Origin of the sequence: Chitinophaga sp. (assembly GCF_039596155.1) — a bacterium.
In the GTDB taxonomy this organism is placed as follows: Bacteria; Bacteroidota; Bacteroidia; order Chitinophagales; family Chitinophagaceae; genus Chitinophaga.
Genome location: NZ_JBCNKF010000010.1, coordinates 145,104 through 169,475 on the forward strand (window position 1 = coordinate 145,104; position 24,372 = coordinate 169,475).

General features: G+C 45.6%; 24 protein-coding genes. 11 read left to right on the top strand and 13 right to left on the bottom strand.

Going from position 1 to position 24,372, the window contains the following annotated elements:
* The first annotated feature begins 1 nt into the window (after window position 1).
* A complete protein-coding gene (locus ABDW33_RS12310) occupies window positions 2–1,276 on the top strand; it encodes a hypothetical protein (protein ID WP_343690366.1) in 1,275 nt (424 codons plus the stop codon).
* Between the two features lie 9 nt (window positions 1,277–1,285).
* A complete protein-coding gene (locus tag ABDW33_RS12315) occupies window positions 1,286–1,882 on the top strand; it encodes a YigZ family protein (protein WP_343690367.1) in 597 nt (198 codons plus the stop codon).
* Between the two features lie 25 nt (window positions 1,883–1,907).
* On the opposite strand, the gene ABDW33_RS12320 is transcribed toward ABDW33_RS12315, so the two are convergent.
* Window positions 1,908–2,804 (bottom strand): 3-hydroxybutyryl-CoA dehydrogenase, encoded by an 897-nt coding sequence (locus ABDW33_RS12320; RefSeq protein ID WP_343690368.1) that lies wholly within the window; start codon window positions 2,802–2,804, stop codon window positions 1,908–1,910.
* 70 nt (window positions 2,805–2,874) lie between these two features.
* Window positions 2,875–3,540, bottom strand: coding sequence for a carboxypeptidase-like regulatory domain-containing protein (locus ABDW33_RS12325; RefSeq protein ID WP_343690369.1), 666 nt, complete (start codon window positions 3,538–3,540; stop codon window positions 2,875–2,877).
* A 167-nt stretch (window positions 3,541–3,707) separates the two neighbouring features.
* Between ABDW33_RS12325 and ABDW33_RS12330 the strand changes: the two genes are divergently transcribed.
* Complete coding sequence (locus tag ABDW33_RS12330; RefSeq protein ID WP_343690370.1) at window positions 3,708–4,805, top strand: Mrp/NBP35 family ATP-binding protein; 1,098 nt, start codon at window positions 3,708–3,710, stop codon at window positions 4,803–4,805.
* Between the two features lie 89 nt (window positions 4,806–4,894).
* Here the strand turns inward: ABDW33_RS12330 and ABDW33_RS12335 are convergent, their stop codons facing one another.
* Together ABDW33_RS12335 and ABDW33_RS12340 are read right to left on the bottom strand one after the other, a co-directional pair.
* Window positions 4,895–6,250, bottom strand: a complete 1,356-nt coding sequence (locus ABDW33_RS12335) for a Gfo/Idh/MocA family oxidoreductase (RefSeq protein WP_343690371.1) — start codon at window positions 6,248–6,250, stop codon at window positions 4,895–4,897.
* Between the two features lie 13 nt (window positions 6,251–6,263).
* A complete protein-coding gene (locus tag ABDW33_RS12340; protein ID WP_343690372.1) occupies window positions 6,264–7,073 on the bottom strand; it encodes a sugar phosphate isomerase/epimerase family protein in 810 nt (269 codons plus the stop codon).
* 667 nt (window positions 7,074–7,740) lie between these two features.
* Here ABDW33_RS12340 and pyrF point away from each other — a divergent pair.
* The 3 genes from pyrF to ABDW33_RS12355 all read left to right on the top strand — a co-directional run bounded on the left by pyrF (window position 7,741) and on the right by ABDW33_RS12355 (window position 10,877).
* A complete protein-coding gene (pyrF, locus tag ABDW33_RS12345) occupies window positions 7,741–8,562 on the top strand; it encodes an orotidine-5'-phosphate decarboxylase (RefSeq protein ID WP_343690373.1) in 822 nt (273 codons plus the stop codon).
* Between the two features lie 184 nt (window positions 8,563–8,746).
* Window positions 8,747–9,925, top strand: a complete 1,179-nt coding sequence (locus ABDW33_RS12350) for an acyl-CoA dehydrogenase family protein (RefSeq protein ID WP_343690374.1) — start codon at window positions 8,747–8,749, stop codon at window positions 9,923–9,925.
* A gap of 1 nt (window position 9,926) precedes the next feature.
* On the top strand, window positions 9,927–10,877 hold the full coding sequence (locus tag ABDW33_RS12355; protein WP_343690375.1) for an FAD:protein FMN transferase: 951 nt from the start codon (window positions 9,927–9,929) through the stop codon (window positions 10,875–10,877).
* 727 nt (window positions 10,878–11,604) lie between these two features.
* Here the strand turns inward: ABDW33_RS12355 and ABDW33_RS12360 are convergent.
* Window positions 11,605–12,876 carry a DUF2130 domain-containing protein gene (locus ABDW33_RS12360; RefSeq protein WP_343690376.1) on the bottom strand — a complete coding sequence of 424 codons (1,272 nt, stop codon included), beginning with the start codon at window positions 12,874–12,876 and terminating at the stop codon, window positions 11,605–11,607.
* A gap of 109 nt (window positions 12,877–12,985) precedes the next feature.
* Between ABDW33_RS12360 and ABDW33_RS12365 the strand changes: the two genes are divergently transcribed.
* The 3 genes from ABDW33_RS12365 to ABDW33_RS12375 all read left to right on the top strand — a co-directional run bounded on the left by ABDW33_RS12365 (window position 12,986) and on the right by ABDW33_RS12375 (window position 14,300).
* Window positions 12,986–13,150 (top strand): hypothetical protein, encoded by a 165-nt coding sequence (locus tag ABDW33_RS12365; RefSeq protein ID WP_343690377.1) that lies wholly within the window; start codon window positions 12,986–12,988, stop codon window positions 13,148–13,150.
* Between the two features lie 117 nt (window positions 13,151–13,267).
* Window positions 13,268–13,816 (top strand): putative glycolipid-binding domain-containing protein, encoded by a 549-nt coding sequence (locus ABDW33_RS12370; RefSeq protein ID WP_343690378.1) that lies wholly within the window; start codon window positions 13,268–13,270, stop codon window positions 13,814–13,816.
* A 208-nt stretch (window positions 13,817–14,024) separates the two neighbouring features.
* A complete protein-coding gene (locus ABDW33_RS12375; RefSeq protein WP_343690379.1) occupies window positions 14,025–14,300 on the top strand; it encodes a hypothetical protein in 276 nt (91 codons plus the stop codon).
* Window positions 14,301–14,423: 123 nt separating this feature from the next.
* Here ABDW33_RS12375 and ABDW33_RS12380 read toward each other — a convergent pair whose 3' ends face one another.
* From ABDW33_RS12380 to nirK, 8 genes are all read right to left on the bottom strand, one after another.
* Entirely contained in the window at window positions 14,424–15,956 is a 1,533-nt protein-coding gene (locus ABDW33_RS12380; RefSeq protein ID WP_343690380.1) for a kinase, read from the bottom strand.
* 3 nt (window positions 15,957–15,959) lie between these two features.
* Window positions 15,960–17,207, bottom strand: a complete 1,248-nt coding sequence (locus ABDW33_RS12385; protein WP_343690381.1) for a PP2C family serine/threonine-protein phosphatase — start codon at window positions 17,205–17,207, stop codon at window positions 15,960–15,962.
* Window positions 17,208–17,210: 3 nt separating this feature from the next.
* Entirely contained in the window at window positions 17,211–18,266 is a 1,056-nt protein-coding gene (locus ABDW33_RS12390; protein WP_343690382.1) for a TerY-C metal binding domain-containing protein, read from the bottom strand.
* Between the two features lie 9 nt (window positions 18,267–18,275).
* On the bottom strand, window positions 18,276–18,911 hold the full coding sequence (locus tag ABDW33_RS12395; RefSeq protein WP_343690383.1) for a VWA domain-containing protein: 636 nt from the start codon (window positions 18,909–18,911) through the stop codon (window positions 18,276–18,278).
* 100 nt (window positions 18,912–19,011) lie between these two features.
* Window positions 19,012–19,587: a TerD family protein gene (locus tag ABDW33_RS12400; RefSeq protein ID WP_343690384.1), complete on the bottom strand. Its 576-nt coding sequence runs from the start codon at window positions 19,585–19,587 to the stop codon at window positions 19,012–19,014.
* A gap of 126 nt (window positions 19,588–19,713) precedes the next feature.
* Window positions 19,714–20,274: an SCO family protein gene (locus ABDW33_RS12405; RefSeq protein ID WP_343690385.1), complete on the bottom strand. Its 561-nt coding sequence runs from the start codon at window positions 20,272–20,274 to the stop codon at window positions 19,714–19,716.
* 2 nt (window positions 20,275–20,276) lie between these two features.
* Window positions 20,277–21,098 (bottom strand): formylglycine-generating enzyme family protein, encoded by an 822-nt coding sequence (locus ABDW33_RS12410; protein ID WP_343690386.1) that lies wholly within the window; start codon window positions 21,096–21,098, stop codon window positions 20,277–20,279.
* Window positions 21,098–22,537 carry a copper-containing nitrite reductase gene (nirK, locus tag ABDW33_RS12415; RefSeq protein WP_343690387.1) on the bottom strand — a complete coding sequence of 480 codons (1,440 nt, stop codon included), beginning with the start codon at window positions 22,535–22,537 and terminating at the stop codon, window positions 21,098–21,100. The genes ABDW33_RS12410 and nirK overlap by 1 nt, the downstream gene beginning before the upstream one ends.
* A 161-nt stretch (window positions 22,538–22,698) precedes the next feature.
* On the opposite strand from nirK, the gene ABDW33_RS12420 reads away from it, so the two are divergent.
* Entirely contained in the window at window positions 22,699–23,043 is a 345-nt protein-coding gene (locus ABDW33_RS12420; RefSeq protein ID WP_343690388.1) for a hypothetical protein, read from the top strand.
* Between the two features lie 54 nt (window positions 23,044–23,097).
* On the top strand, window positions 23,098–24,105 hold the full coding sequence (locus ABDW33_RS12425; RefSeq protein ID WP_343690389.1) for a LacI family DNA-binding transcriptional regulator: 1,008 nt from the start codon (window positions 23,098–23,100) through the stop codon (window positions 24,103–24,105).
* Window positions 24,106–24,372 lie beyond the last annotated feature (267 nt).

The following is a 24,372-nucleotide window of genomic DNA, read 5'->3' on the forward strand; positions in this document are numbered from 1 at the left end:
CATGTATAAATTCAGGGCTCCGATATGCATATGGTTATTCATTCTTTGTTCACTGCAGGCAGTGGGCCAGGAAGATAAATGGACCGGTACCTGGCATATGGACTATACCCCCACTGGCTCTTCCAAAATTACGATGGAACTGCAGATCAGCGAACCTACCAACAAAATGTTGTATCCGGCGTTGCTCAGAATTGACTACCGCACTTTTTCCGCATCGTACGAAGTATTGTTGTGCAAAAAGAACGATCACGAACTTGGCATCGGCAGAAATAAATACCCCATCTCTGAAAAGCCATTCAGGATCGGTGCCTGGATGCTGTACCTCAATGGTACCCTGAATCTTACACCTAATGGCATCACTGTAGATCGCATGTGGATTAACTCCTTTGAATTGTACATGCAGGGATTGTATGATGATGATGAGATTTATGGTACAATGAAAGACTACCTCCGTGAAATGCTGTCAAAGAAACCTATCTTATTAAAGAAGAAGGATAACATAGCCTGGAAAAGTCCCGATACCCAACGCATGGTACATCCTGAAGGTGATTCCGTTTACTTCGGTGTGTATGATAAGATCACTGTGTCTGATTCCATTATTCCCATTTTCATCAGAGATGAAGATGTAGACGATAAGGACACTGTCACCTTTGTACACAATGGCAAGACCCTCCTGAACAAAGAATATATAAGTCCCGGCGGCTCCCTCTTCCAGGTGAAGCTGGACACGGGCATGAATATATTGGGATTCTTTGCTGATAACTACGGCAGACTTCCCCCCAACACCGGTTCTTTTAAGATCAGGACGGATAGTGTAGCAGCGATCTACGATTTCCGGGACAAATCGAATTTCTATGCTACTTTCCTGGTAGCGCAGGTATATAGAAAAGCAAATCCCCGGCAACAAATACCGGCTACCCCGGTGGATAACAGGGTAACGGAAAGGCGTAACAGCCTGCTGGACCAGATCACCGTGAACACAGGAGAGGTGGAACTGGAGCTTTGGGATGATGCTGCTGAAGATGGGGACAGTATTTCCATCCGCCTGAACGATAAGATTGTCGTGAGCGGATTCCCGGTATTAAAGCGTAAACAAAAATTAGCCGTTACACTCCAACCGGGCGAAAACCGGATGATATTACTGGCAGACAATTTGGGGAGTATTCCTCCCAACACTGCCGTGATGAAGATCACTGCAGGCAGGATCAGGAAGTATGTGCGCGTCAAGACGGATCTGAAGCAGAACAACCTGCTTTTGATCAATTATACCCCTTAACAATCAGGCATGGACGTTTATTTTACTATAGAAAAATCAGCAACGGCTGAATTTAAGGACCGGGGCAGTAAGTTCCTGGCTTATGCATGGCCGGTGAAGTCGGTAGAGCAGGTGAAGGAATGCCTGCAGGACGTGAAAAAAGAGCACCCCAAAGCTACCCATCATTGTTTTGCTTACAGGCTGGGTACAGATGGATTACAGTTTCGCGCCAGCGACGACGGAGAACCTTCCGGCACTGCCGGCAAACCAATACTGGGGCAGATTGACAGCAAGGGACTGACAGATACGTTAGTCGTCGTAGTACGTTACTTTGGTGGTACATTGTTAGGTGCGCCGGGATTGATCAATGCCTACAAGATGTCTGCATCTATGGTGCTGCAGGTCATTCCGGCGGTACAGAAAAATGTTGAGGCAAAGTATCATCTGACTTTTGATTACACGATCCTGAATGATATCATGATCATCGTAAAGCAGCAGAACTGTACCGTATACGCACAGGAGCTGCAGCTGTTCTGTAGTATGGATATCGGGATTCCGAAAGCTGTGGAGGAGCTGGCGTTGTTAAAATTAAAAGATATTCATGGATTAGAAATAAAGAAGGCATAACGCCTTCTTTATTTTTTTAAAAGCTTTATTTAAAACGATCGCTGACGATCAGGTCTTTGCTTCCCTTTTCATATTTGTAAAATCCTTCCCCGCTTTTCACCCCCAGGTAACCTGCTGTGACCATATTCACCAGTAGCGGACAAGGGGCATATTTAGGATTGCCAAATCCGTCCTGCAGCACTCTCAGGATGGAGAGGCATACATCCAGCCCGATAAAATCGGCTAACTGTAAAGGCCCCATGGGATGTGCCATTCCCAGTTTCATAACAGTATCAATTTCAGCTACCCCTGCTACGCCTTCGTACAATGAACTGATGGCTTCATTGATCATGGGCATTAAGATCCTGTTAGCAATAAAACCCGGATAGTCGTTCACTACGCAAGGCACTTTGCCCAGCTGTTCAGAGAGAGCAACGATGGTTTCGGTCACACTTTTCTCGGTGGCGTAGCCATTGATGATCTCCACCAGTTTCATTACAGGCACAGGATTCATGAAGTGCATGCCGATCACTTTGCCGGGGCGTTTGGTGGCAGCAGCGATCTTCGTGATAGAAATCGAAGAGGTATTGGTGGCGAGGATCGCCGTTGGCTGGGCATGCTGATCCAGGTCCTGGAATATTTTCAGTTTCAGGGAAGTGTTTTCAGTGGCAGCTTCCACGATGAGGTCGGCATTTTTAACACCGGTAGCCAGGTCGGTAGAGGTGGTAATATTTTGTAAGGTTTGTGCCTTTTGACCGACAGAGATAGTTTCTTTTGCAACCTGTCTGTCCAGGTTTTTGTCGATCGTTTGCAGGGCGCGTTCCAGGGCGGGTGCAGATACATCGATAAGGGTAACGGTAAAATTGTTTTGGGCAAAAACGTGTGCGATGCCATTACCCATGGTGCCGGCGCCGATCACGGCAATATTTTTTGATGAGAACATGGAATTGAATTTGGCCAAATTTAAGGCAAAAAAGAAGAACCCTCCGGCGTAAGCCGGAGGGTTCTTCTTTTTAATATCCGTATCCGTATTGGTTGTTATTCTTACTCTTGAAATCCCCTCGCTTCCATGCCTGTATAAACTGGGCCCATGCCAGGGGGTTCATAATATTCTGCGGCGGTAACTGTCCTGCGTAGTACAGGTTCTGCGCCTGCCTGTTGAAGTACATATTTGTTGCCTCGGCCGCATCTGGTGGCACATATCTCGAAATTGCCCTCATTTTCGCCTCTTCCGTATTCTTTCTGGCCAGTTCATACTGGTCGTCAGGAATATCCATACTTACAAATGCCTTTTCAAACTCCTCCCTGGAAGGATAGGGTTTAATGATCGTCACCGGCAGGTAAGTCGTATCATCTACCATCAGCTGCAACAGGGAATAAGCGTTACCTGGCAGGGTGGTGGGAATCTTAAATTCCTTTTTCTTATAGCCAATTGCTGAGAAAGTCAGTGTATCACCTTTAAACGCAACGATGGAAAACACCCCCTGGGAGTTGGAGATGGTACCCCTGTTCTGTCCTTTAATGAGAATGCTGACTGCAGGCACCGCTCTCAAACTATCGGCGGTCATGGTAATACCGGAAATCTGGATGATGCTATCCTTGAACTGCGTTAACTGAGCTTTCAGCAGAAAAGGTAGGAACAAAAGTGAAAACAGTATGTAGGAAATCTTCTTATGCATGCCGCCTCTAAGATAAATGATTTGAATTAAACACAAGCCATAGGAATTTTTTCCTGTACATATAGATGGATGAACGGAAGCAATTGACAAAAACTATGGACAGCGCTGACAAAGTAACTAGCAATTAGGTTAACTTTACAGCCTCGAATTAAAATTAACAACTATTTATGATCACTACGGAACAGATTTTAAAGGCTTTGAGCAATGTGGAAGAGCCTGATCTGGGGAAGGACCTGGTAACGCTTAACATGGTGAAAGACATAGAGATAGATGGGAATAAAGTGACGTTCACCGTTGTGCTTACGACCCCTGCCTGTCCATTGAAAGATCTGATCAGAAATGCCTGTATCAATGCTGTCCATCACCTGGTTAGCAAAGATGCTGAAGTGCATGTAAATATGACTGCCAACGTTAATTCCAACCGTAAGGATGGAAAGAGCCTGCTGCCGGAGGTGAAAAACATCATCGTGGTGGCTTCCGGGAAGGGAGGCGTAGGTAAGTCCACTGTAGCGGCCAACCTGGCCCTCGCCCTGAGTGAAGGCGGAGCCAAAGTAGGGCTGATGGATGCAGATATTTACGGACCTTCAGTACCTATTATGTTTGGAGTTCGTGGTCACCGTCCTATGATGGTGAATGTAGAAGGAAAGGGCATGATCGTTCCTCTGGAGAAGCATGGTATCAAGCTGATGTCCATCGGTTTACTGATCGATGAGAAGCAGGCGGTAGTATGGCGTGGTCCTATGGCCAGCAGCGCCCTCAAGCAATTCATCACCGATGTATACTGGGGTGAGCTGGATTATCTTGTAATTGACATGCCTCCCGGCACCGGCGATATCCACCTGACCCTGGTACAGACTGTACCGGTTACAGGCGCTGTTATTGTGACTACGCCGCAGGATGTGGCACTGGCGGATGCCAAAAAGGGAATTGCCATGTTCAATGGTCCACAGATCAATGTTCCGATCATCGGGCTGGTGGAAAACATGTCATATTTCACACCGGCTGAGCTGCCTGACAACAAATATTACATCTTTGGTAAAGATGGCGGTAAGCGCCTGGCAGAGGACCTGGAAATACCATTCCTGGGCCAGATTCCGATTGTACAGAGTATTCGTGAAGGTGGAGATGAAGGTGTACCGGCGATGCTGAGCGGGGAGGATGCGACCAAGCTGGCGTTTATGGGATTTGCAAGTACGGCAGCGAGGAGCATTGCGATGAGAAATGCGAATGTAGCGCCTACGAAGATTGTAGAAGTATTTGTATAAGCATATTGCATGTAGGCCGGCTACAGGCCAATGGGCACAAAAAAAGCTTCCGCCGAAGGTGGAAGCTTTTTTTGTGCTGTTAAAACTGACTATATAATAAATGGCTTGCCACCTACTATTACATCCTGTTTGTTCTCGTCAAACGTCGCCTTCATTCCTGTTCTATATGCCGCATTGGCCATAATCAGCGCAATGGAATGTGAATAAGCAGCCTCAATCGGTGCATTTCCCTGCTTTCTGCTCCGCACACTCTCCATCCAGTTACGTACATGTGCATTTGTCAGTGGATCACCACCCATATTAGCACCGGTGGCCACACCTGTGCTGTTGCTGCTCAACGTCATTTCAGGCAGCAGGTTCGCATGCATGCCCATTTCTTTTGCTTCGTGTTCAGTCAGCCCCCCGGTAGGAGAGATCTTATTCTTATCGATATCAATCGTACCACCGTTAGAGTAATACATTTCCTTCACGCCACCTGCTGAATTGGAGAAACGGGAGCTATACTGTACCTGGAACCCTGAAGTAGGATCATTGTCAGGGCCGTAATCAAATACAGCCGTGATGGTATCTGCATTTTTACGCCCATCTTTCCACATATAAATACCGCCGTTTGCCACTGCACTGCGTGGATGTTTCAGCCCTGTAAACCAATGCACCGTATCGATCTGGTGCGTCATCCACTGGCCGAAAATACCAGAAGAGTAAGGCCAGAAAAGGCGATATTCCAGGTACTTCCTCGGATCCCAGCTATCCTTTGGTCGGCCAGCCAGGAAACGGGTCCAGTCAGTGTCCTGCTCCCTGATCTCTTTTACTAAATCCGGGCGACGCCAGCGACCAGGCTGGTTTACATTCCAGGTCATTTCAACCATGGTAATAGGACCAAATTTTCCTTCTTTGATGAAGTTGTTGGCAGCGTGGTAGCTATCGCCACTACGACGTTGCGTACCCACCTGGAAAATCTTGCCGGAATCTTTCACGGCCTTCAATGCTTTACGGGCATCATCCATCGTTTCTGCAAATGGTTTTTCGCAGTACACGTCTTTCTTCTGTCCTACGGCTTCAATCGTGTGGTAAGCATGTTGAAAATCGGCAGTGGCAATGATCACAGCATCGAGATCTTTGATCTTATACAGTTCATCATTGTTGACACATGCCTGAATATCATGTCCTGCTTTTTGAGCGATAAAAGCTTTCCCTTCTTCTCTGCGTCGTTTCCAGATATCCGATACAGCGATGATATCAAAATTCAGTTCTTTGTTGTTGTTAAAGAAGCAGGGCAGGAGTGTTTGACGTGCACGATCAGAAAATCCGACCAATCCTATATTTACCCTGTCATTGGCCCCCAGAATGCGGGCATAACTACTGGCTGGCATGCCCATGGCTGTGATAGAAACACCTGCACCGGCCAGCAGGGATTGCTTCAGGAATTCACGACGTGATTTCATTGGATTAGAATTTTTAATGATACAGTTCAAGGATGAGTTGATGTAAATAATGGTGTGCTGGCGCAGCCTGTACGTCCATAGGATCCCAGCGGCTTTCTACAGAAATACCTCCCTGGTAATGGATGTCTGCCAGTGCTGCAATATAAGGTCTCACTTCATCACCGGCTACACCGGGTGCAGTCCGTTTTTCTCTCTCTGCAATGTGGCAGTGGACCAGGTTCTTTTTAGCTTTTACAATGTTTGCAGCAGGTTCATTTTCCTTCAGCATGTGGTAAATGTCTGCCGTGAGTTTAAAATTCGGATGATTCACAGCTGTCACGATAGCATTTGCATCGGCCAGTGTATTGATATAATTCGTTTCTGTACTGTTCAGGTTTTCGATGGCAATGGTCACGTCGTATTTAGCCGCTGTCGTTGCAATCTTCCGGCAGATCATGACGAAGTGAGGGTTTTCCTTTTCAGGAGTCCAGCCTTCAGGAAGTTTACGGGCATTGCCACTGCCAAGCACGATGGTTTTCACGCCTGCTTTTTTAGCCCGCTGCATTACTTTATCTACATATGTCAGGATTTTCTGTTCATCGGCCTGCGGGCCTACGATAGGTATTTCGGCGGGAATGAAGCCATTGCAGGTGTTGAACGAGCATCGCATCTTTTGCCGGTCTCTGAGGAATACCTGGAAGGTGTCTTCCGGAATGTCAGGAGAAAGGAGTTTACCAACGCTGCCTTCAATATAGTCAAATCCGGCGGTGTATAACAGGGAGTCGTTTCTATAAGTGGTCGTAACACCTAATGTGGGCAGCCGGGTTTGTGCAACCGATTGCAAACAAATGAATAAAAAAAGGCATATTAGCCAGCTGGGGGAGTTTTTCATATATCCTTCCATGAAACGTGGATAGAAAAGGTAGGAACATTATTTAAAAAATCAAAAATCTTCTTGATAAACGGTAGGCGCCCCTGGGCTGTTTGTGCTTACCCGGCTGAATGCCGGCTGTTCGAGCCAGTTTTGGGGTAAAACAACTTGTTACGGGTACTTCCCTCCATTTTTTCCGGTAATTCCTTCCTGTTTTCCATAGCGAAACGATACTTCTTCTCCATAACCTACAGTTCATTATAAGGGCACTAAAAGGGCACCAATATATCACCTCAATATCCCCGGGATATTGAAGTGTCCTTTTAGTGCCCTTATAATGACCTATTAGTGTACTATTAGTCCTGTATTTTACCTATCGCTGACCTACCGGGATATTTAATCATTAAAATTGCCTGTTGACCCTGCAGACCTTTGGCTGAAGCGCATTGAACATATAGTTAACCAAAACATAGCACGACCCATTAAAGGTTCTTTTCATTTTTTAAAAAATTTACCAGAACTTTAACTTTCACGAGAGGGAGTTTACTGCTATATAGTCATAATAAAATTGTATAATATCACTCATCACGCCCGCATTGATTAAGTTTTACTTACCTTTGCGCCCCAAATAAGTATTTATATGAACCGACACGAACTGGTGAATCTGATCAAGGAGAGGCAATCTTATCTGTGTGTTGGGTTAGACACCGACATCACGAAGATTCCCCGTCACTTGCTTTCACATGCAGACCCGGTATTTGCTTTTAACAAGGCTATTATCGATGCCACTAAGGATCTTTGCGTGTCTTACAAGATCAATACTGCCTTTTACGAATGTATGGGTATCCGTGGCTGGGAGTCGCTGCAACGCACAGTGGAGTACATCCCCAGCACACACTTTACCATCGCCGATGCCAAACGCGGAGATATAGGTAATACCTCTACACAGTATGCCAAGACATTCTTTGACACATATAATTTCGACGCCGTGACTGTTGCGCCTTATATGGGTCGCGACAGTGTACAGCCCTTCCTCTCTTTCCATGAGAAGTGGACCATTATGCTGGGTCTTACTTCCAACGAAGGCAGCCAGGATTTCCAGCTTACACAGAGCGGAGATGAAATGCTGTATGAGAAGGTGCTGAAAGCAGGTATGAGCTGGGGCACCCCGGACAATATGATGTTCGTGATTGGTGCCACCCAGAGTGCGCAGCTGGCCTATATCCGTCAATTGGTACCGGATCATTTCTTCCTGGTACCCGGGGTAGGAGCACAGGGCGGTAACCTGCAGGAGATATCTGCCGTTGCCATGAATAAAGATTGCGGATTGCTGGTGAATGCCAGCCGCTCTATTATTTATGCAGGTAATGGAGAGGATTTCGCACAGGATGCCAGGATCGCTGCACAGGCTTTACAGCAGGAGATGGCAGAATATCTGGACGTGGCACCTGCTGCCAGGTAAGCCGGATTATTTTAGATCCCCTGTTACTTTTTAGTTTACTGATGGCTTTCATGAATCAAGCATAAAAACACCGCTCACTGGCGGTGTTTTTTTATGCACCCCTTCGAAAAATCCGGCCAACCAATGGCTGACCGGATTTTTCGCATATTTTCATTAAATTGACTTCTTATCTAACCTGTTCCACATGCTGAAAGACTTGTTTCAATCCCCCGACTACTTCCGGATAGACGACCTCCTTACCTCCGAACACCTCATGGTGCGCGACGCTGTCAGACAATGGGTTAAAAAAGAAATCTCGCCCATTATTGAAGACGCCTGCCAGCAAGCTACCTTTCCATCCCAGATACTTCCGGGACTGGGTGAACTCGGCTGTTTTGGTCCTACTATCCCACAGGAGTATGGTGGTGGCGGCATGGATCACATTGCCTATGGTCTCATGATGCAGGAACTGGAAAGAGGAGATAGCGGTGTTCGCTCCACCGCCTCTGTACAGGGTTCTCTTGTCATGTATCCCATTTTTACCTTTGGCAGTGAAGAACAGAAAAGAAAATACCTGCCCAAACTAGCTACTGGCGAATGGATGGGTTGCTTTGGCCTTACCGAACCTGACTTCGGATCCAATCCTTCCGGAATGGTCACCCATTTCAGGGAAGATGGAGATCACGTGATCCTGAATGGTGCAAAAATGTGGATCTCCAATGCTCCTTTTGCACAGATCGCTGTTGTATGGGCCAAAGACGAAGCGGGAATTATAAGAGGGATTATCGTAGAAAGAGGCATGGAAGGGTTCACCACACCTGAAACAAAAGGGAAGTGGAGCCTCCGGGCCAGCGCCACCGGCGAACTCGTTTTTGACAATGTCAGGATACCGAAAGATAATATACTGCCAGGGGCCAAAGGACTCAAAGGCCCGCTGAGTTGCCTGTCTTCCGCCCGTTACGGCATTGCCTGGGGCGTGATCGGTGCCGCAATGGATTGCTATGATACTGCACTTCGTTATGCCAAAGAAAGAGAGCAATTCGGACGTCCTATCGGGGGCTTTCAGCTCACGCAAAAGAAGCTGGCTGAAATGATCACCGAGATCACCAAAGCGCAGCTGATGAACTGGCGACTGGGTGTGCTGAAGAATGAAGGTAAGGCGACCCCCGCCCAGATTTCCATGGCCAAACGTAACTCCTGCGACATCGCCACTAAAATAGCCCGTGACGCCCGGCAGATACTGGGAGGAATGGGCATCACCGGGGAGTTCCCGGTCATGCGACACATGATGAACCTCGAAAGCGTGATTACGTACGAGGGTACCCACGAAATTCACTTATTGATCACAGGTCAGGACATCACCGGACTGGATGCTTTTCATTGATATGCGGTTATTATTATTGTTCTTATTCCTGCCTTTGACAGCCTTCGCCCAGACGGTGCTGGAGGGCAAAGCGCAGGGGACTTACTATGTCATTAAATACATCGCGGCTGATACCAGCTCCCTGCAGCCAGAGATTGACTCGATTTTTGCCAGTATTGACCAATCCCTTTCTTTGTACCAACCCAACTCCCTGATCAACCAGTTCAACGAAAAAGGGCATGTACAGATGGATGCACACATGCAGGCCGTGATTACCAGGTCGCTGGAGATCAGCAGGATGACCGCCGGCGCCTTTGATATCACCGTCAAGCCACTGGTGGATGCATGGGGATTTGGCGTAAACAGGCCGGTAGAAAGAAAGATCCCTTCCAGCGATACACTCCATACCATTCTTGCTTATATCGGATCTAAATATCTAAAAGTAAAAGGCCGGGAGCTTTTTCGTACCAAATCAAAAGTAACGATTGATTGCAACGGTATTGCGCAGGGCTATACGACCGATGTAATAGGTCGGTTCCTGTATAGCAAAGGTATCACGGACTACCTGGTGGATGTAGGAGGGGAGCTTTGTGCCCGTGGCCGGAATGCACATCAGCAATATTGGACGGTAGGTATAGAAGGAGAAGATCAGCGCATCATCCCATTAGAGAACCGCGCGGTGACTACCAGCGGTAATTATCGCCGCTTTTTTGATTCAGGGGGAAAAAGATTTGCTCACACAATAGATCCGCGAAGTGGTGAAGCCATTCACAATAATATCATTAGTGTCACCGTCGTCGCAAAAGATGCTATCACAGCGGACGGTTTTGACAATGCACTTATCCTGATGGGCGTGACACGTGCGTTCGATTTTATAAAACGCCACCCGGCATTGCAACTGGAAGCAGGGTTCATTTATAAAGATGCCGAAGGTAATATACAGGAGGCTTACTCAACGGGTTTCCCTAAATAATCAGGGCTGCTAAAAATAGCAGCCCTCTCATACTTTGGTTTTTTATAGAATATGCGAAAATCCATTTTTTTGTTCACCCACACGTATATCTCTATCCTTTATTACATAGTAATAAGACACATTTCATTTTTCAACTAAGTGGGTGATTTTTCAATTAAAGAACGCTGGCAAGAATTACTCACAAATTAGTTAGCAGACCAACGCATTATTACATACGGAATAATAATATGATACGGTTTTGCTAATCCAATAATACTCAATCACCAATATCCTAAATTATTATCTATTATTCAAAAATATGAAAGTAAAAAAATTGCCCTCTGTACTGTTCACGAATTTCAACGAAAATAAACTGATTGTAATGTAGTTAGTTTTTTTAGTGGTATTACACTTTTTACAACATGAAATATGCCAAACAGTTTTATCACTTCTAATACAACGATTTTAACACCAAAATGTTATCCAAAGTTCACTCATCAATTGTTAATGTAGTATTAAAATTAACTTATTGATTATCTTAATGTTATCATATGATGATATGATTTATTTTGCCAGGATCCGGCTGAGTTTACTAAAAAATGTGAGTAAAAGGAATGAGAAATACTGTAGCAGAAAAGCTACACTTTTATGTAACACTTGTGGAATCAGTTCGTTTCATGAAAAAAGCGCTTTCGCCGTAAGGCAAAAGCGCTTTTATTGTTAACTGAGTATTTTGTAAGCTGGCTGCTTAGTCCAGCATGGCATCTGCGGCATCTTCCAATAATTTCAGATCCACAGAATCTGTACCGGCAATACCCTCGATGGAGCCTTTGATATGCGCGGCATTCAACAGCACCTTTTCCAGTTGTTTTTCCCTGGCCTTCCAGATTTTCTCCATCGCATCTTTTTCCTTCTGTATGGAGATCTTCATGGCCATAAATCCTTCACGGATCGCTTTCCACTGTTCCGCAAATTCACCACTGGTGAGGTAGCCATAGAGCATATGCACTTTATCGCCCCTGTTTTCCTGGGTCTTGAGTGCACCTGCCACCTTGATAATACCTTCTCTCAGTACATGTGCCAGTGCTCTTACCTCTGCAAAGGTACAGATCCATACGCCCTCTTTTTCTCCAAAGCGTTCCATATCCTTTGGCATCGCCTGGGTAACAAGGATGGCAATATCCGCCCCCTGGCTACGCATATCTGCTTTCAGTTTTTCCAGCCAGTCCCTGGCAAAGTCTTTGGTACGCTTGCTTTCATAGATGATTTTGCCGCATTCCTGACCAAACTGGTTCCTGATCAGCTGAATACAGTCAGCACCTCTTACACCCTTGCCTACTTCCATGACCTCATCAAAAGGAAAGGCACCTTTCAACAATTCTTCCAGGACCAGTTCCTGGATTTCCCCTTGTAACTGGGTAGAACCCTGTTCTGCTTTACGACGCATTTCTTCGGCTAACTTGCGCTGGTCTTCCAGTTGTTTGGCCATTTCAGCCAGTTTTAACTGGTGCTCATGGTCTTTCAGCTGGTTGCGCTCCGCCTCTTCCCGGCGGATCTTTTCGGTGAGCAGGTTCCGTTCTTCCAGCAGTTTTTTCTGGATGGCGATTTCGATTTCCTGTTCTTTGGCCAGTAATTCCTGTTCCTTGCGCAGGAACTCCAGCTCCTGGCGCCGGGCCTCTTTCAGCTTTTCTTCCTGTTCGGAGTTGGCCTGCTGCAGTAGTTGCAACTGGTTTTCATAAGTGGCGGATACGCTCTTACGGATATTCTCAGATAGGGAAGCCTGCAGTTTACTCTTTTCTGATTCAAGTAATCTCGTCAGTTCTTCCTGTTGTGATTGCTTTTGTTGCTCTACCTGCTGGCGGATCTGTGCCAGTTGGTTCTTTTCATTTTGTAATGCATCCACACGTTTGCGCCATTCAGTTTCCATTTTACCGCGCATCTCTTTTTCAATATCTGCTGCAAATGCATCCTCCATGACAAACTGGTGCCTGCAGTTAGGACAGGTGATTTGTGTTCCCATGACTTCGAAGTTACGATAAAAGTACAAGGGGTGCTACGCATTGGATATGCGTATCGCTTTTTTTCCTATATATCACAGCTCACCTGGAGGGTAGTAAGTAGATTTGATTATGCACTTATTTCCGGAATGCGATCGGCTGTTGATCGTTTTGTTTACATGGATGACCGGCATGCCTGTTGAAGATACAGCAAGTTGTATTTTGGCGGCACATCCCTCCACCTGTACAATTATCAGCAGTTACCGTGCATATGCTGACCTCTCCATCGTACTGTAGTATATATGTACACGAAATATATTGTTATCAAAATTAATCTATTGTTCTGCGATTATGTTGGCGTTAATTTTTTGCCTTTCTATTTGAAGAGAAGGATTAAAATTCATAAATTAAGATATGCAAAAGATAAAAGTTTGGAAAAACAGTATGATGAATCTGACTGAATTCGTCAGTATTGAAAAGGAAGAAATGACTACCGTCAAAGGATATATTACCGGCGAAGGCTATGAGAAGCCGTGGCAGGTAAATTATACGCTGACACTCAATCCACGTTGGGAGGCACAGACTGTATTCATTGAAGTAATGTCTGAGCAGAACTACACCATTTCGTTGCATAAGAACGAATTGCAGCAGTGGATGAATGAAAAGGGAGAGCATCTGGCAGCCTTCGATGGTTGCATAGATGTAGATATCTCTTTTACTCCTTTTACAAATTCATTACCCATCAACCGGCTGCAACTCACGAAAGGTGAGGGACAGGACATCAAAGTGGTGTATGTAGACGTCAGGAACGGGGTGGTTAAAACAGTGAAACAGCGTTATCTGAACAAGGGTAGTCAGATTTACAAGTATGAAAATGAAGACTCAGGTTATATCTCTGAGTTAATTGTCGATAAGGACGGGTATGTTGTAGACTATCCGGGTATATGGCAGCAGATATATTAAGATTGTGACTATGCGATAATTTTAGATCAGGATTGCGCCAACTTTATCTCCTAACCCGCTTTTTTATCTTCCACATCTGTTAAATCCATGAAAAACTGACTATAAAAGAAATTTTTTAACACATAGACATATTGTTCGCACAATATGAATAGTACTAAACTGGCAGGTTGATTCCTGCCAGTTTTTTTATTTATCGTACCTTTGTACTATGAAAATGAATAATACGGACACCGTGCGGATGGCGGAGATCAAATTGTACTTTCTTGATCCGCCCTATACATTCAAGATTCATAGTTATGCAGCTCCGCAACTGGAGGAAGTTTTTACAATTTTAGAGAAGTATGGTACCTGTTCAGCGAGTATAATGGACAGCCTGCTTGTGCTGAAGAATGCTTTTGCAGAGGCTGAGGGGAATGTGGACAAGACCCGGCGGGTGATGAAGGAGATTGCAGGCGTGATGAATGGATTGAACAGGATGAAGTAGTCACTACTTTGGGGTGTATCTGCCTTTTACCGGGCATTGATGTAAAAGGGAGTGCCAGCGATATGCGGATGCTGTGTCTGCATGTATAAAAGCATTGAACCAGAGATGAAGAAATGGCACTTTTTAACTGCCGCCAGGTTTATTTGCGAAGGTGATCGTCACTATACGACCACCTTCTTCTTTAGATAATAGTAATTTATTCCCATCTTCCAATACCACTGCTGCACCAATTTCAATCTCTACTCCCCTGGTAATGTCTTTCGCACTGGTCAATTTCTCATTCACAAATAACCATTGTCCATTATGATACGAGAAGTATCCCACTCTATCTTTCAGGCCGTCTGCCAGGCGCTCATTTCTCATGATATGCCTGTTTGCATGCCAGTAATGTAATGTTGTATGATGGTAGATAACCAATCTTAAATTATCCGGCTTCCATACATTAGGTTTAAACTGATAGTACAAATCCAGTACGGGTATACTGGCGTTGTACTGCGTGCCACAAAACGGACAACAGGTATGCTTTGTATTATTGTAAATAAACCACTTCTGGCTACAGTTATCATTTGCGCACCTTAATTTCAGGTCATTGGTTTTGATCAATGCCTGTTCCCATGCATCCGCAGTAGGGCGCTGTAAGGGATCGTGGAGGCCCGTTATGAATGCCTGATCAAAAAGCTCTTTCAGATAAGGACCGGCAATAGTATAGGGTGTTTTTGCGAGGTCCGTCCACGGGTGATAAATGGCCATATTATCACCATATTCCCTGGCAAAGTTACGGTTGCTGCTATCTGTAGGATGTTCTATGAACAATGCCTTTTCGCCCATCAGTAGCTCTTCTTCCTGCTCGGATTCAAGGGGACCGAAATAATTGCCACCTCTTAAGGGATGCCTGTAAAAGAGGTACATATAGATCAATACTGCCAATGCATGCAGGTCTGTGAGCCGGTTGGGGAGTTTACGGGCCGGGTCGTTTTTGTCCAGGTGCTTTGTTGCAAGTACTTCAGGGGCAATAAAATCCGCCGTGCCTAACACATCCGGTGGATATAAGTTGGGCACCACCAGACCATCAATATCTATGATAGCAGCAGTTTTACTTACCGGGTCGATCAGTACATTTTTGTATGACAGGTCAGAATGCGCCAGCCCTGCGGCGTGTAGACGCTTTACGCCCCGGGCAATATTGACGCCTACCTGGAAGTAGCTCAGCCAGTCACCCAGTTCTGAATCAGCCAGTTTTGTTCTTGATTTGGGTGACCTGAACCTGGCACTGGCAAACCATTTTCCTTCTTTTTCCCGGCCTTTGAGCAGGTCATTGTTTGCATACCCCTTTTTGAAGAAGAAATTATCATTGTAAACCGGTACTATGATGCCTGTTTTGTGGTCCGTCTCTACTACATCCACCGGCCAGCTATACAGCGCTTTATAGTAGCTGCCACCTTCCTTGTTAAAGAAGCTGTCGAAGTATTGTGTGACGATCTTTCGAAGTCTTTCTTTGGCGTTATTATCAGGTGTTGTTCTGTAAATAGCTACCACGTACGATTTGTCGGGACTGAAAAATACATCTTTCATCCCGCCTTTCATAGGTTCGCCATCATCTACATACTGATAGGTCTTTCCGGGATGAATTATAGAGTGCACTACTTTTACAGTCATCGCTTAATATATTATTGCCAGTGTTCGGTCATCATGGTTGCCGGGACTCCAGAAGTCCATCCAGTGAGCAAGTTGATTCGCTACCTCATTGGCAGGTTGCTTAAAATCTACTATTACTTTCGCTTCATTATTCCCGTTTAGATCTTCCATAAATTGCCGCCAGTGTGCCAGGCTACGCAGGTTGACTTCCACTTCAAATTTAGGATCGTAAATGCCATCGGTCATCAGGAACAGGTAGGACATCTCCTGTGTGATCGTAACGTTGAACCTAGACTCTATGGGAATCTCTTTCGAAGCGAAGATGTCAGGTTGTGTGATAAATCTTGTACCTCCGCCAAATTCACCTATATCCAGCCGGTTCAGGAGTTGTACCTGATCGTTATTCAACAGAATAATCGGGCAATCTCCTACACCAAAAGTCAGGATCATATACCCAAAATCGAACCGCCTGAATGCTGCAAAAATGAATGTTGTATGATAGTATTCGATGGCTGTTGTATGCCTGCCGGTAAATAATCCCGGGTGTGTGGCTGCATGTCGTGCTGCTTCTTCTTTTATTTTGTCAGATACATGTTTTACCACAAGGTACATATGTTGCTTAGCGATACTATTCATATCGTCAGGGGCTGCATGTTCGATTTCTTTTTCTTTGTTGTCAGCAAAATATTGTTTGAAGAATGCGATTGTCTCCCTGCAGGCGATCTCTGCTCCCTTTCTTGAAAAGGGGCTGCTACCGGCGCCATCTGCCACTGCTACTACAGACCAGCCTTTTTCTTCAAATGAATGGAATGCGCAATCATCGTCCCTGAAGGCACCGGTGTTTTTGTGTGACCGTCCGCGTTTTGAAACAACTGCAATGTGCCTGTCACCTAATGTGCCCGACTTTATTACATCATCCGGTTTCCAGTAAGGATCATTTATATCGACCGGTGTGTCTTTCCATAAACTTCGGGGATCCGGGTTTACAATCAGGTTCAATACCTTTACATGAACAGGGGTACCCGGTAAACTAAAGAGTAATTGAATTTTCACATCTCCGCTTACGGTGGGAGTGCCTTCAATTGCTTTGCTTTCCGCGTTGTATGCCAGACCAATGGCCTCCAGGCCTTTCCATTCGAGGTACACTACATCGCCCATGTGCCATTGTTCAGGATCAATGACAGCTTTGTAGGGCTTATTCACACTACCGTTGGGGATAGTGATAGGTGCGGTGAGAATATCGTTGATCCTGTTCTCGATTGTATGTTCCATAAGCTAACCCTGTGTACGGTTTACATCAAATCCGCCTCCTTCTTCCACTACGATGTACCTGGATGTTTTACCACACCAGGGGCAGGTATTCATTTCTTCATAACCAATACAGTGAATCTGGCCACAACTACATTGTGCCAGCGCAAACTGGTTACTGCAGCAGGGGCAGGCAGGTGCACCTACCAACTCAGCTGTATTGATCTTCTGATTGCCTGCGCCGTCTGATAGTTCAAAATAATCATCCTTTAGTGGAAAGGCGCCCACCTGCAAATAAGAACGGGTATCAAGGTTTAATCCACCCCAGTTATTGCTGCCAATGCTCTTCCTGTATTTGATAAGAAAGTGACGGTGGGATGTCTGGCATTTCGCCAGCAACACCACAAAGTTATCATCCACGAGCTGCACAACCGGGTCGCTTTTGGAGATATCTATTTTCGACAACCAGTCATTGTCGATCTTCTCCAGTTCTAATCCCGTGCCGTTGTTTTCAATATTGACACTGCTGGTAGTGATAGATGCCGTGATCCATTTGAAAAAATATTTGTAGGAGTCGATGTTCGCGTTCCTGAAGAATAATACATGTTCCGTCAGTTGGCCTAAGATCCCGGCATTTGCTTCGCTGCCAAAAGATACAGCGACGAGATTGGCAGCGCGTTGCCATCGTTGTTTCCATTCACTGATCACAGTATCTGTATGATCAGTGGGTACCCCATCGGTGAAGAGGAATACGATCGGCTTCCAGTCGCCTTTTGAAGTAGCAGTCGTTTTCTTCACGTTGCCATCCAGTTCGTTCATGAGGTGTCGCAAACCGTTAGTCAGCGAAGTGCCGCTGCCGATGGGATATTTAGGCGGATAAAAACTGATAATATCCTGCAATGGAAGAATGGTTTTTGCTTTGCCTGCAAATACAATGATAGAGATCCATACAGTTTCGATCGCAGTAGGATCTGTTTTCAATGCCTGTATGATGGTCGAAATCCCTTCTTCGACTTGTGAAATAGGTTCTCCTACCATTGACTCAGAAACGTCAATCAGGAAGTATATGGGTAGTCTTCGCATACGATCAGTTTAAATGACAAAATGAATCTCATCTGGCGGGGGAGGCAGGTCAATGGTATCAGTAGTGCCCATGCTCTTATTGCCATGCTCAATGGCTGCTGACACCCATTTAAAGAAGCTTTTTAAAGTAGTGCTATCAGCCACATCCAGGTGTACTACTACATCACAGAGATCTTTCAGGAATTCGTCGCTGGAGAGTTTGCCTGCTGCGCAACCCACAATAGAGGCAAAGTTCAGCGATCTGACCTGTGGTATCATCTCCTGGTAGAGGTACAGGTCATTGGGATGCCCATCGGTGAAAATAAACAGTAAAGGCCGCCAGTCTCCTTTTTGTGTATCGCTGCCCTTGCGGAGTTCCTGTTTCACTTTTTCATACACAAACTCCAGGGCTTGCCCTGTATGGGTGGGGCCACTTTCCGGGCAGGTGATTTCCCGCACATTATAAGAGGGAAGATCAGTCAATGGCAGCACTTCCTTCACTTCCTTATCGAAGGTGATGATGCTGATCCAAAGGGTCTCCATGGCTAACGGATCTGATCGCAGGTTGGCAATCATACCACTTAAAGCATTGTTTAATGCCTGTATGGGTTCTCCGTTCATAGATCCGGATGTATCCAGCAGGAGATAAACGGGTAGTCTTCTCATGTATGGTTAAAGTATTTTATCAGGTTACAATATTTAGTTCAGCAAGGTTGCATGTTCATATCAATGGATTGATCTTTTACCAGGCGTATAGCGATACGGCTTATTTAATGATCTGTCCTTTGAAGTGCCGGGAGAGGAAGAAAGCGAGGTCTTCCCTGTAACCAATTCCGGAGGCTTCAAACTTCCATTGATCATTCCGCTTGTACAGGCGTCCGAATTCCACGGCAGTCTCGATAGAGAAATCTTCTCCCAGTTCGTATTTCGCTATTTCCTGACCATTTGCATCATCTACAATACGGATATAGGAGTTACGCACCTGGCCAAAAGTTTGCCTGCGTTGCTGGGCTTCGTGTATAGTCACAACAAACAGTATTTCCTGTACACGCTGATCTACCACAGAGAGGTCTACTTTGATACTTTCGTCATCGCCCCCATCGCTGTTTCCGCCGGTTGGGTCGTCGCCGGAGTGATGGAGGGCGGTATCTTCAGAATCAGCATTCCCATAGAATACAAAAAAACCTTCGGCAGGGATGAGGCGTTTGTCGTCCAGCATGAATGCAGAGGCATCGAGGTCGAAGGCATATCCTGTTCCGTCATTTGGGTCCCAACCTAGTCCGATAGTGATCTTGCTTAAGCCGATGTTTATTCTTTGTCCCTTCTGTAAATTGATGGCCATATATTGGGTATTTAGTTAATTCGGGTGAGTGTTAACAATAACTGTCCCTATCTGATTCGCATTAAAGGTAAATATACTATATGTAAATATAAAAAGAAAAACCTGCTCACCGGAGCAGGTTTTCTATTAATGGCCGGCTGCCTGTAAGATCGCCGCAATCGTTTCTTTGTTATTCACCCCAAGGCCTTCCTGTTGATGCAGCAGATCACCTCCGGGACTGAATACGCTGATGATGTTTGAGTGAGAAAAGTCCATCGGTGAAATCTCTTTGTATTTAACAGACAATACATTTGCAAACTCCCGGACTGATTCCGGATCGCCCTGCAGAAAAGTCCATTCACTGCCATCCATCTCTTTTGCGATAGCGAATGCTTTTAGCCGTTCAGGTGTGTCGGTTTCCGGATCAATACTCACCAGTACATATTGTACTTTATCAGTTGTGCCGACCTTTTTACGAATGTCCTGCATATCAGCAACCAGGCGGGGGCAGGCCACTTTGCAGGAAGTGTAGATCATCACTACCACCAATACTTTTCCTTTCAGGTCATTCAGTTGAATGGCCTTTCCTTCTTCAGTATGCCAGGTAGCAACGAGGTTGAAAATAGATTTATCGGAAATGCTGGTAGTTGCTGACGGTTGCTTACAAGCCATACAAAGCGCAAACAGTAAGCAGATCATGCTTTTCATAGTTATAAATTTTTAACAGCTCTGAATCCCTGGTTCTGTACACAGTAATTCGCTTTTAAACTGCCACGAAAAGCGAAGCGCATGAACGCGGCGTAATTCATCAGGTCAGTTGCTCCAACAGAACCACTACCGCAGAACTTCGCCACATCACTGGATACATCTTTCCTTGATTCACCTGACAACATTACTTCGTTGAAATCAGCGGTCCATTCCCATACCAGTCCATGCAGGTCTGCGATACCCCATACATTTTCAGGTGTCTGATCTACACGGTTACCGGCAGTGTTGGGTTTTTCATACCAACCCAGAATTTCCCGGTTATAAGCGGTTTTATAACGGGCATCTTTTGTTTTTTCATCCGCCATCGCGGCATACTCCCATTGATCGACAGTAGGCAGTGACTTGCCGGTGGCATCGCAGTAAGCTTTGGCAGCGAACCAGGAGATATTTGTGACGGGAGCTTCCGGATCTATAGCAGGAGAAAGGGTCGTGTCATTCATCCAGTTCACGAGGTAGTTACTTTCAGCATAGATGTGTTTTACCTGTGAACGCCGCCATTGCGGGTTGCGCTTTACAAATTCCAGGAAGCGACGGTTGGTAACGGGGACCACGTCCATCATGAATCCCCGTACTACGATGGTTGTGTCTTTTTTCCCAAAGAAAGGAGTATAAGCGCCGCCTGCTACTTCAGCCATCTTTACAGTATCAGCTACCGGCACTAATGCCGGTTGTGTGACAGTTGTATGCGTATCGTATTGCAAAGGCACACGTTTGCAGGACAGGCTGCAACAGATGCCTGCAGCGAGAAGGATTGTCGTTTTCATTAGTGACTTCTTTGAGCAGCAACCATTGCCGGCTTAATTTCCTGTTTCTTATTGCCCCAGCTGGAGTAGACGAATGTCAGCACGTTGGCTACTTCTTCATCACTCAGTACCTGGGCAGGCATGACGCCATTGAATTTGTTGCCATTCACTACTACTTCACCTGTTTTACCATGCAGTACGATACCGATTGCCCTGTTCACGTCCGCATTCAGGAAATCAGATTTCGCAAGTGGAGGGAATGCATTCGGAATACCCTGACCATTTTCCTGGTGGCAGGCCTGGCAGGTTTTAGCAAAAACAGATTTACCCAGGGACACTCTTTCATCATGGTTTTCAGCTTTGGGGGCATCGGGTGCTTTTTCGCCAGGCATATTCTGTATAGTGCTGCCCTCAGGTTGATAGATGCCTTCCGTTTGCTTGCCGGAATAGATTTCCTTATTCTCATCGCCGGTTACGGTTAGCATACCGAGGGAACCTTTGTTGAAAGTGCGGGTAATAGAATGGTCTACGATCACGAAAGTACCGGGCACTTCGCATTTGAAGTCGACGATAGAAGCGCCACCGGCAGGGATCAGCGTAGTCTGTACGTTGTGATTGATCAGGTCTCCGCCTTCAACATTGACGTGATCAAAGATCTCGCCGATCACGTGGAAAGAGGATACCATATTCGGACCACCGTTACCCACATAGAGGCGTACAGTTTCACCTACTTTTGCTTTCAGGGAATTATCACCTGTCAGGGCGCCTACGCGGCCATTGAATACCACGTAATCAGGACGTTCGTCGATGGCTTTCTGCATATCAAAAGGCTGCAGGCCGGGATCACCATTCTTACCTTTGGTGTAGAAGTCACCCTGCATGATGTAGTATTCTTTGTCAACAGGTGGCAGGCCGCCTTCCGGTTCAACCAGGATCAGGCCGTACATACCGTTGGCGATATGCATCGCAACAGGAGCCGTTGCACAGTGGTAAACGAAGAGGCCCGGATTTAATACTTTAAAAGAGAAGGTCACCTCATGGCCGGGTGCTACAAAGGAAGATGCGGCGCCGCCACCGGTGCCGGTTACAGCATGCAGATCGATGTTATGCGGCAGCTTATTGTTGGGATGATTTTTCAGGTGAAATTCCACTTCATCACCAATGCGGGTGCGGATGAAACTACCTGGTACAGTACCGTTGAAAGTCCAGTACAGGTATTTAACGCCATCGGCCATCGTTCCTTCTTTCTCTACTATTTCCATGTTTACAATGAGTTTGGTCGCCGCCCTGTTGCCAACAGGTTTGGGCACGAGCGGGGGCGAAGTGAGTTCAGCAATGCTTTCACCTACGACCTTCATTTCTGCTGGGGATGTTTTGGTTTGTTCCGGTGTGCTGCTGGAACAGGAATTCAGCAAATATGCGCTGAGGAATACGCTGAAGAAAAATTTGAGTCTGGTCATGGTATAAGTATTTGAGTGGCTTATCGGGTGTTGAATAAAAGACTTTTTTATCTTTTATTTACTGGTTCAAAAATATGCGGAGAAATTGGGGAGGACAACCATATTGGTTATGCAGACCCATGATTTTGGTCAGGAAGAAAAATGAGTATCTTGTGTTGGTTATGAAGAAAGGGAAGTTAATCTATCTACTGCTGCTGGTAGCGATGAACGCAATTGGTCTGCTGGGCATCTTTTATCTAACGGTAATTTATAACCTGGTGGCTTTTGTAGAGCTGGTATTAGATGGCATTCCAGGACCAGTAGCGCATCATGATCCCAATTATATGGTGTGGACCTATGGGGTAGGAGTGATTGTTATTGTCTCCCTGATCTCATTCCTGATTACGCTGGGGTTCAGGAATCGGCTGGATTTAAACAGGAAGAAAATCATGCGTATCATGCTTATACATTTGTTGGTGCTTTTACTGGGGAGTTGTATAATTATCCGGTTGTTTTATATAACCTGATTGTTTTTCCACTATTTTCTATAATTTGGGCCTTAGGGTCAAAAACCACCTTTTATGGAGCGTGTTGATATAAAAAGATTAGCAGAAAAGCTCAACCTATCCACGTCTACTGTTTCAAGGGCATTTAGAGGTAACAGCGATATCAATCCGGAAACTAAAGCAAGAATCCTGGCTGCAGCAAAGGAATTCAATTACCAGCCAAACCACCATGCCAGCAACCTGCGGGATAAGCGTAGCAATACTATAGCCATCATTGTACCGGAAATAGCCAACAACTTTTTTTCCCAGGCCATTCACGGCATAGAACGTGTAGCCAGGGAGAAAGACTATTATACTTTGATCTACCTTACGGATGATGATTATGATAAAGAGGTGATGTTCATCGAAAAGCTCTACAACGGGCGGGTAGATGGGATTATCATGTCTGCCTCCGGGGAAGCTAATGACCACCGGTACCTGAAGAATACGGGGAGCAAACAGATCCCACTGGTATTCTTCGACAGGGTGTATGATGATATAGATGTACCGAAAGTAACTACAGATGACTATGAAAGTAGTTTTGCTGCTACCCGTCATCTCATAGAAGCGGGGTGCAGGAAGATTGCTTTTCTTGTAATTAATAAGAGCCTTTCTATTGGTAATGTGCGTATGCAGGGGTACAGAGATGCATTGCAGGACGCTGGTCTTCCATTCGAGGAGCGCCTGGTGGTGGACTGTAGCAATGACTATGACAAAAACTACCAGATACTGACGGAATTCCTCCTGCATGAACGCCCTGATGGGCTGTTCACCGCAGTAGAACGTCTTGCCATTTCCAGTTATTACGTTTGCCATGACCTGGGTATCAATATTCCCAGGGATGTGAAGGTGGTGAGTTTTTCCAGCCTGGAAATTGCGTCCCTCCTCAACCCGGCGTTGTCCACGATCACACAGCCTGCCTATGAGTTAGGTACGCATGCTGCAGAAATGCTTTTCAAAGTACTGGAGGGTACTCCACCCCAGAATAATCATATCGTATTGGGCTCCAAACTCATCCCGCGTTTTTCCTCGGCCAAAGTGTAAGCAAAAGAAAAAAAAAGAAACAAAATGTTAGGGAAAACAAAAAATTACATACTTTAGCTGCATAATTCTTTTTTATTCCACGTTCCGGGAACGTTCCCGGAAATGTTCAACACCGATACATATGCTTTCAACTTAGAAATTACGGACAAATAACAGGGGGACTGGGACCAGCTATTGAACAACATTTATCCCTTCCCATCACAGCAATGAAACAGTACCTGAATTCTTTGGAGGAATTCTACTGCTATTTTCTTGTCATTTACTAAA

What these genes read in the sequence shown, in the direction of transcription:
- ABDW33_RS12310 (WP_343690366.1), top strand. Translation starts at nt 2, where the DNA reads ATGTATAAATTCAGGGCTCCGATATGCATATGGTTATTCATTCTTTGT.
- ABDW33_RS12315 (WP_343690367.1), top strand. Translation starts at nt 1,286, where the DNA reads ATGGACGTTTATTTTACTATAGAAAAATCAGCAACGGCTGAATTTAAG.
- ABDW33_RS12320 (WP_343690368.1), bottom strand. Translation starts at nt 2,804, where the DNA reads ATGTTCTCATCAAAAAATATTGCCGTGATCGGCGCCGGCACCATGGGT.
- ABDW33_RS12325 (WP_343690369.1), bottom strand. Translation starts at nt 3,540, where the DNA reads ATGCATAAGAAGATTTCCTACATACTGTTTTCACTTTTGTTCCTACCT.
- ABDW33_RS12330 (WP_343690370.1), top strand. Translation starts at nt 3,708, where the DNA reads ATGATCACTACGGAACAGATTTTAAAGGCTTTGAGCAATGTGGAAGAG.
- ABDW33_RS12335 (WP_343690371.1), bottom strand. Translation starts at nt 6,250, where the DNA reads ATGAAATCACGTCGTGAATTCCTGAAGCAATCCCTGCTGGCCGGTGCA.
- pyrF (WP_343690373.1), top strand. Translation starts at nt 7,741, where the DNA reads ATGAACCGACACGAACTGGTGAATCTGATCAAGGAGAGGCAATCTTAT.
- ABDW33_RS12350 (WP_343690374.1), top strand. Translation starts at nt 8,747, where the DNA reads ATGCTGAAAGACTTGTTTCAATCCCCCGACTACTTCCGGATAGACGAC.
- ABDW33_RS12355 (WP_343690375.1), top strand. Translation starts at nt 9,927, where the DNA reads ATGCGGTTATTATTATTGTTCTTATTCCTGCCTTTGACAGCCTTCGCC.
- ABDW33_RS12360 (WP_343690376.1), bottom strand. Translation starts at nt 12,876, where the DNA reads ATGGGAACACAAATCACCTGTCCTAACTGCAGGCACCAGTTTGTCATG.
- ABDW33_RS12365 (WP_343690377.1), top strand. Translation starts at nt 12,986, where the DNA reads ATGCACTTATTTCCGGAATGCGATCGGCTGTTGATCGTTTTGTTTACA.
- ABDW33_RS12370 (WP_343690378.1), top strand. Translation starts at nt 13,268, where the DNA reads ATGCAAAAGATAAAAGTTTGGAAAAACAGTATGATGAATCTGACTGAA.
- ABDW33_RS12375 (WP_343690379.1), top strand. Translation starts at nt 14,025, where the DNA reads ATGAAAATGAATAATACGGACACCGTGCGGATGGCGGAGATCAAATTG.
- ABDW33_RS12380 (WP_343690380.1), bottom strand. Translation starts at nt 15,956, where the DNA reads ATGACTGTAAAAGTAGTGCACTCTATAATTCATCCCGGAAAGACCTAT.
- ABDW33_RS12385 (WP_343690381.1), bottom strand. Translation starts at nt 17,207, where the DNA reads ATGGAACATACAATCGAGAACAGGATCAACGATATTCTCACCGCACCT.
- ABDW33_RS12390 (WP_343690382.1), bottom strand. Translation starts at nt 18,266, where the DNA reads ATGCGAAGACTACCCATATACTTCCTGATTGACGTTTCTGAGTCAATG.
- ABDW33_RS12395 (WP_343690383.1), bottom strand. Translation starts at nt 18,911, where the DNA reads ATGAGAAGACTACCCGTTTATCTCCTGCTGGATACATCCGGATCTATG.
- ABDW33_RS12400 (WP_343690384.1), bottom strand. Translation starts at nt 19,587, where the DNA reads ATGGCCATCAATTTACAGAAGGGACAAAGAATAAACATCGGCTTAAGC.
- ABDW33_RS12405 (WP_343690385.1), bottom strand. Translation starts at nt 20,274, where the DNA reads ATGAAAAGCATGATCTGCTTACTGTTTGCGCTTTGTATGGCTTGTAAG.
- ABDW33_RS12410 (WP_343690386.1), bottom strand. Translation starts at nt 21,098, where the DNA reads ATGAAAACGACAATCCTTCTCGCTGCAGGCATCTGTTGCAGCCTGTCC.
- nirK (WP_343690387.1), bottom strand. Translation starts at nt 22,537, where the DNA reads ATGACCAGACTCAAATTTTTCTTCAGCGTATTCCTCAGCGCATATTTG.
- ABDW33_RS12420 (WP_343690388.1), top strand. Translation starts at nt 22,699, where the DNA reads ATGAAGAAAGGGAAGTTAATCTATCTACTGCTGCTGGTAGCGATGAAC.
- ABDW33_RS12425 (WP_343690389.1), top strand. Translation starts at nt 23,098, where the DNA reads ATGGAGCGTGTTGATATAAAAAGATTAGCAGAAAAGCTCAACCTATCC.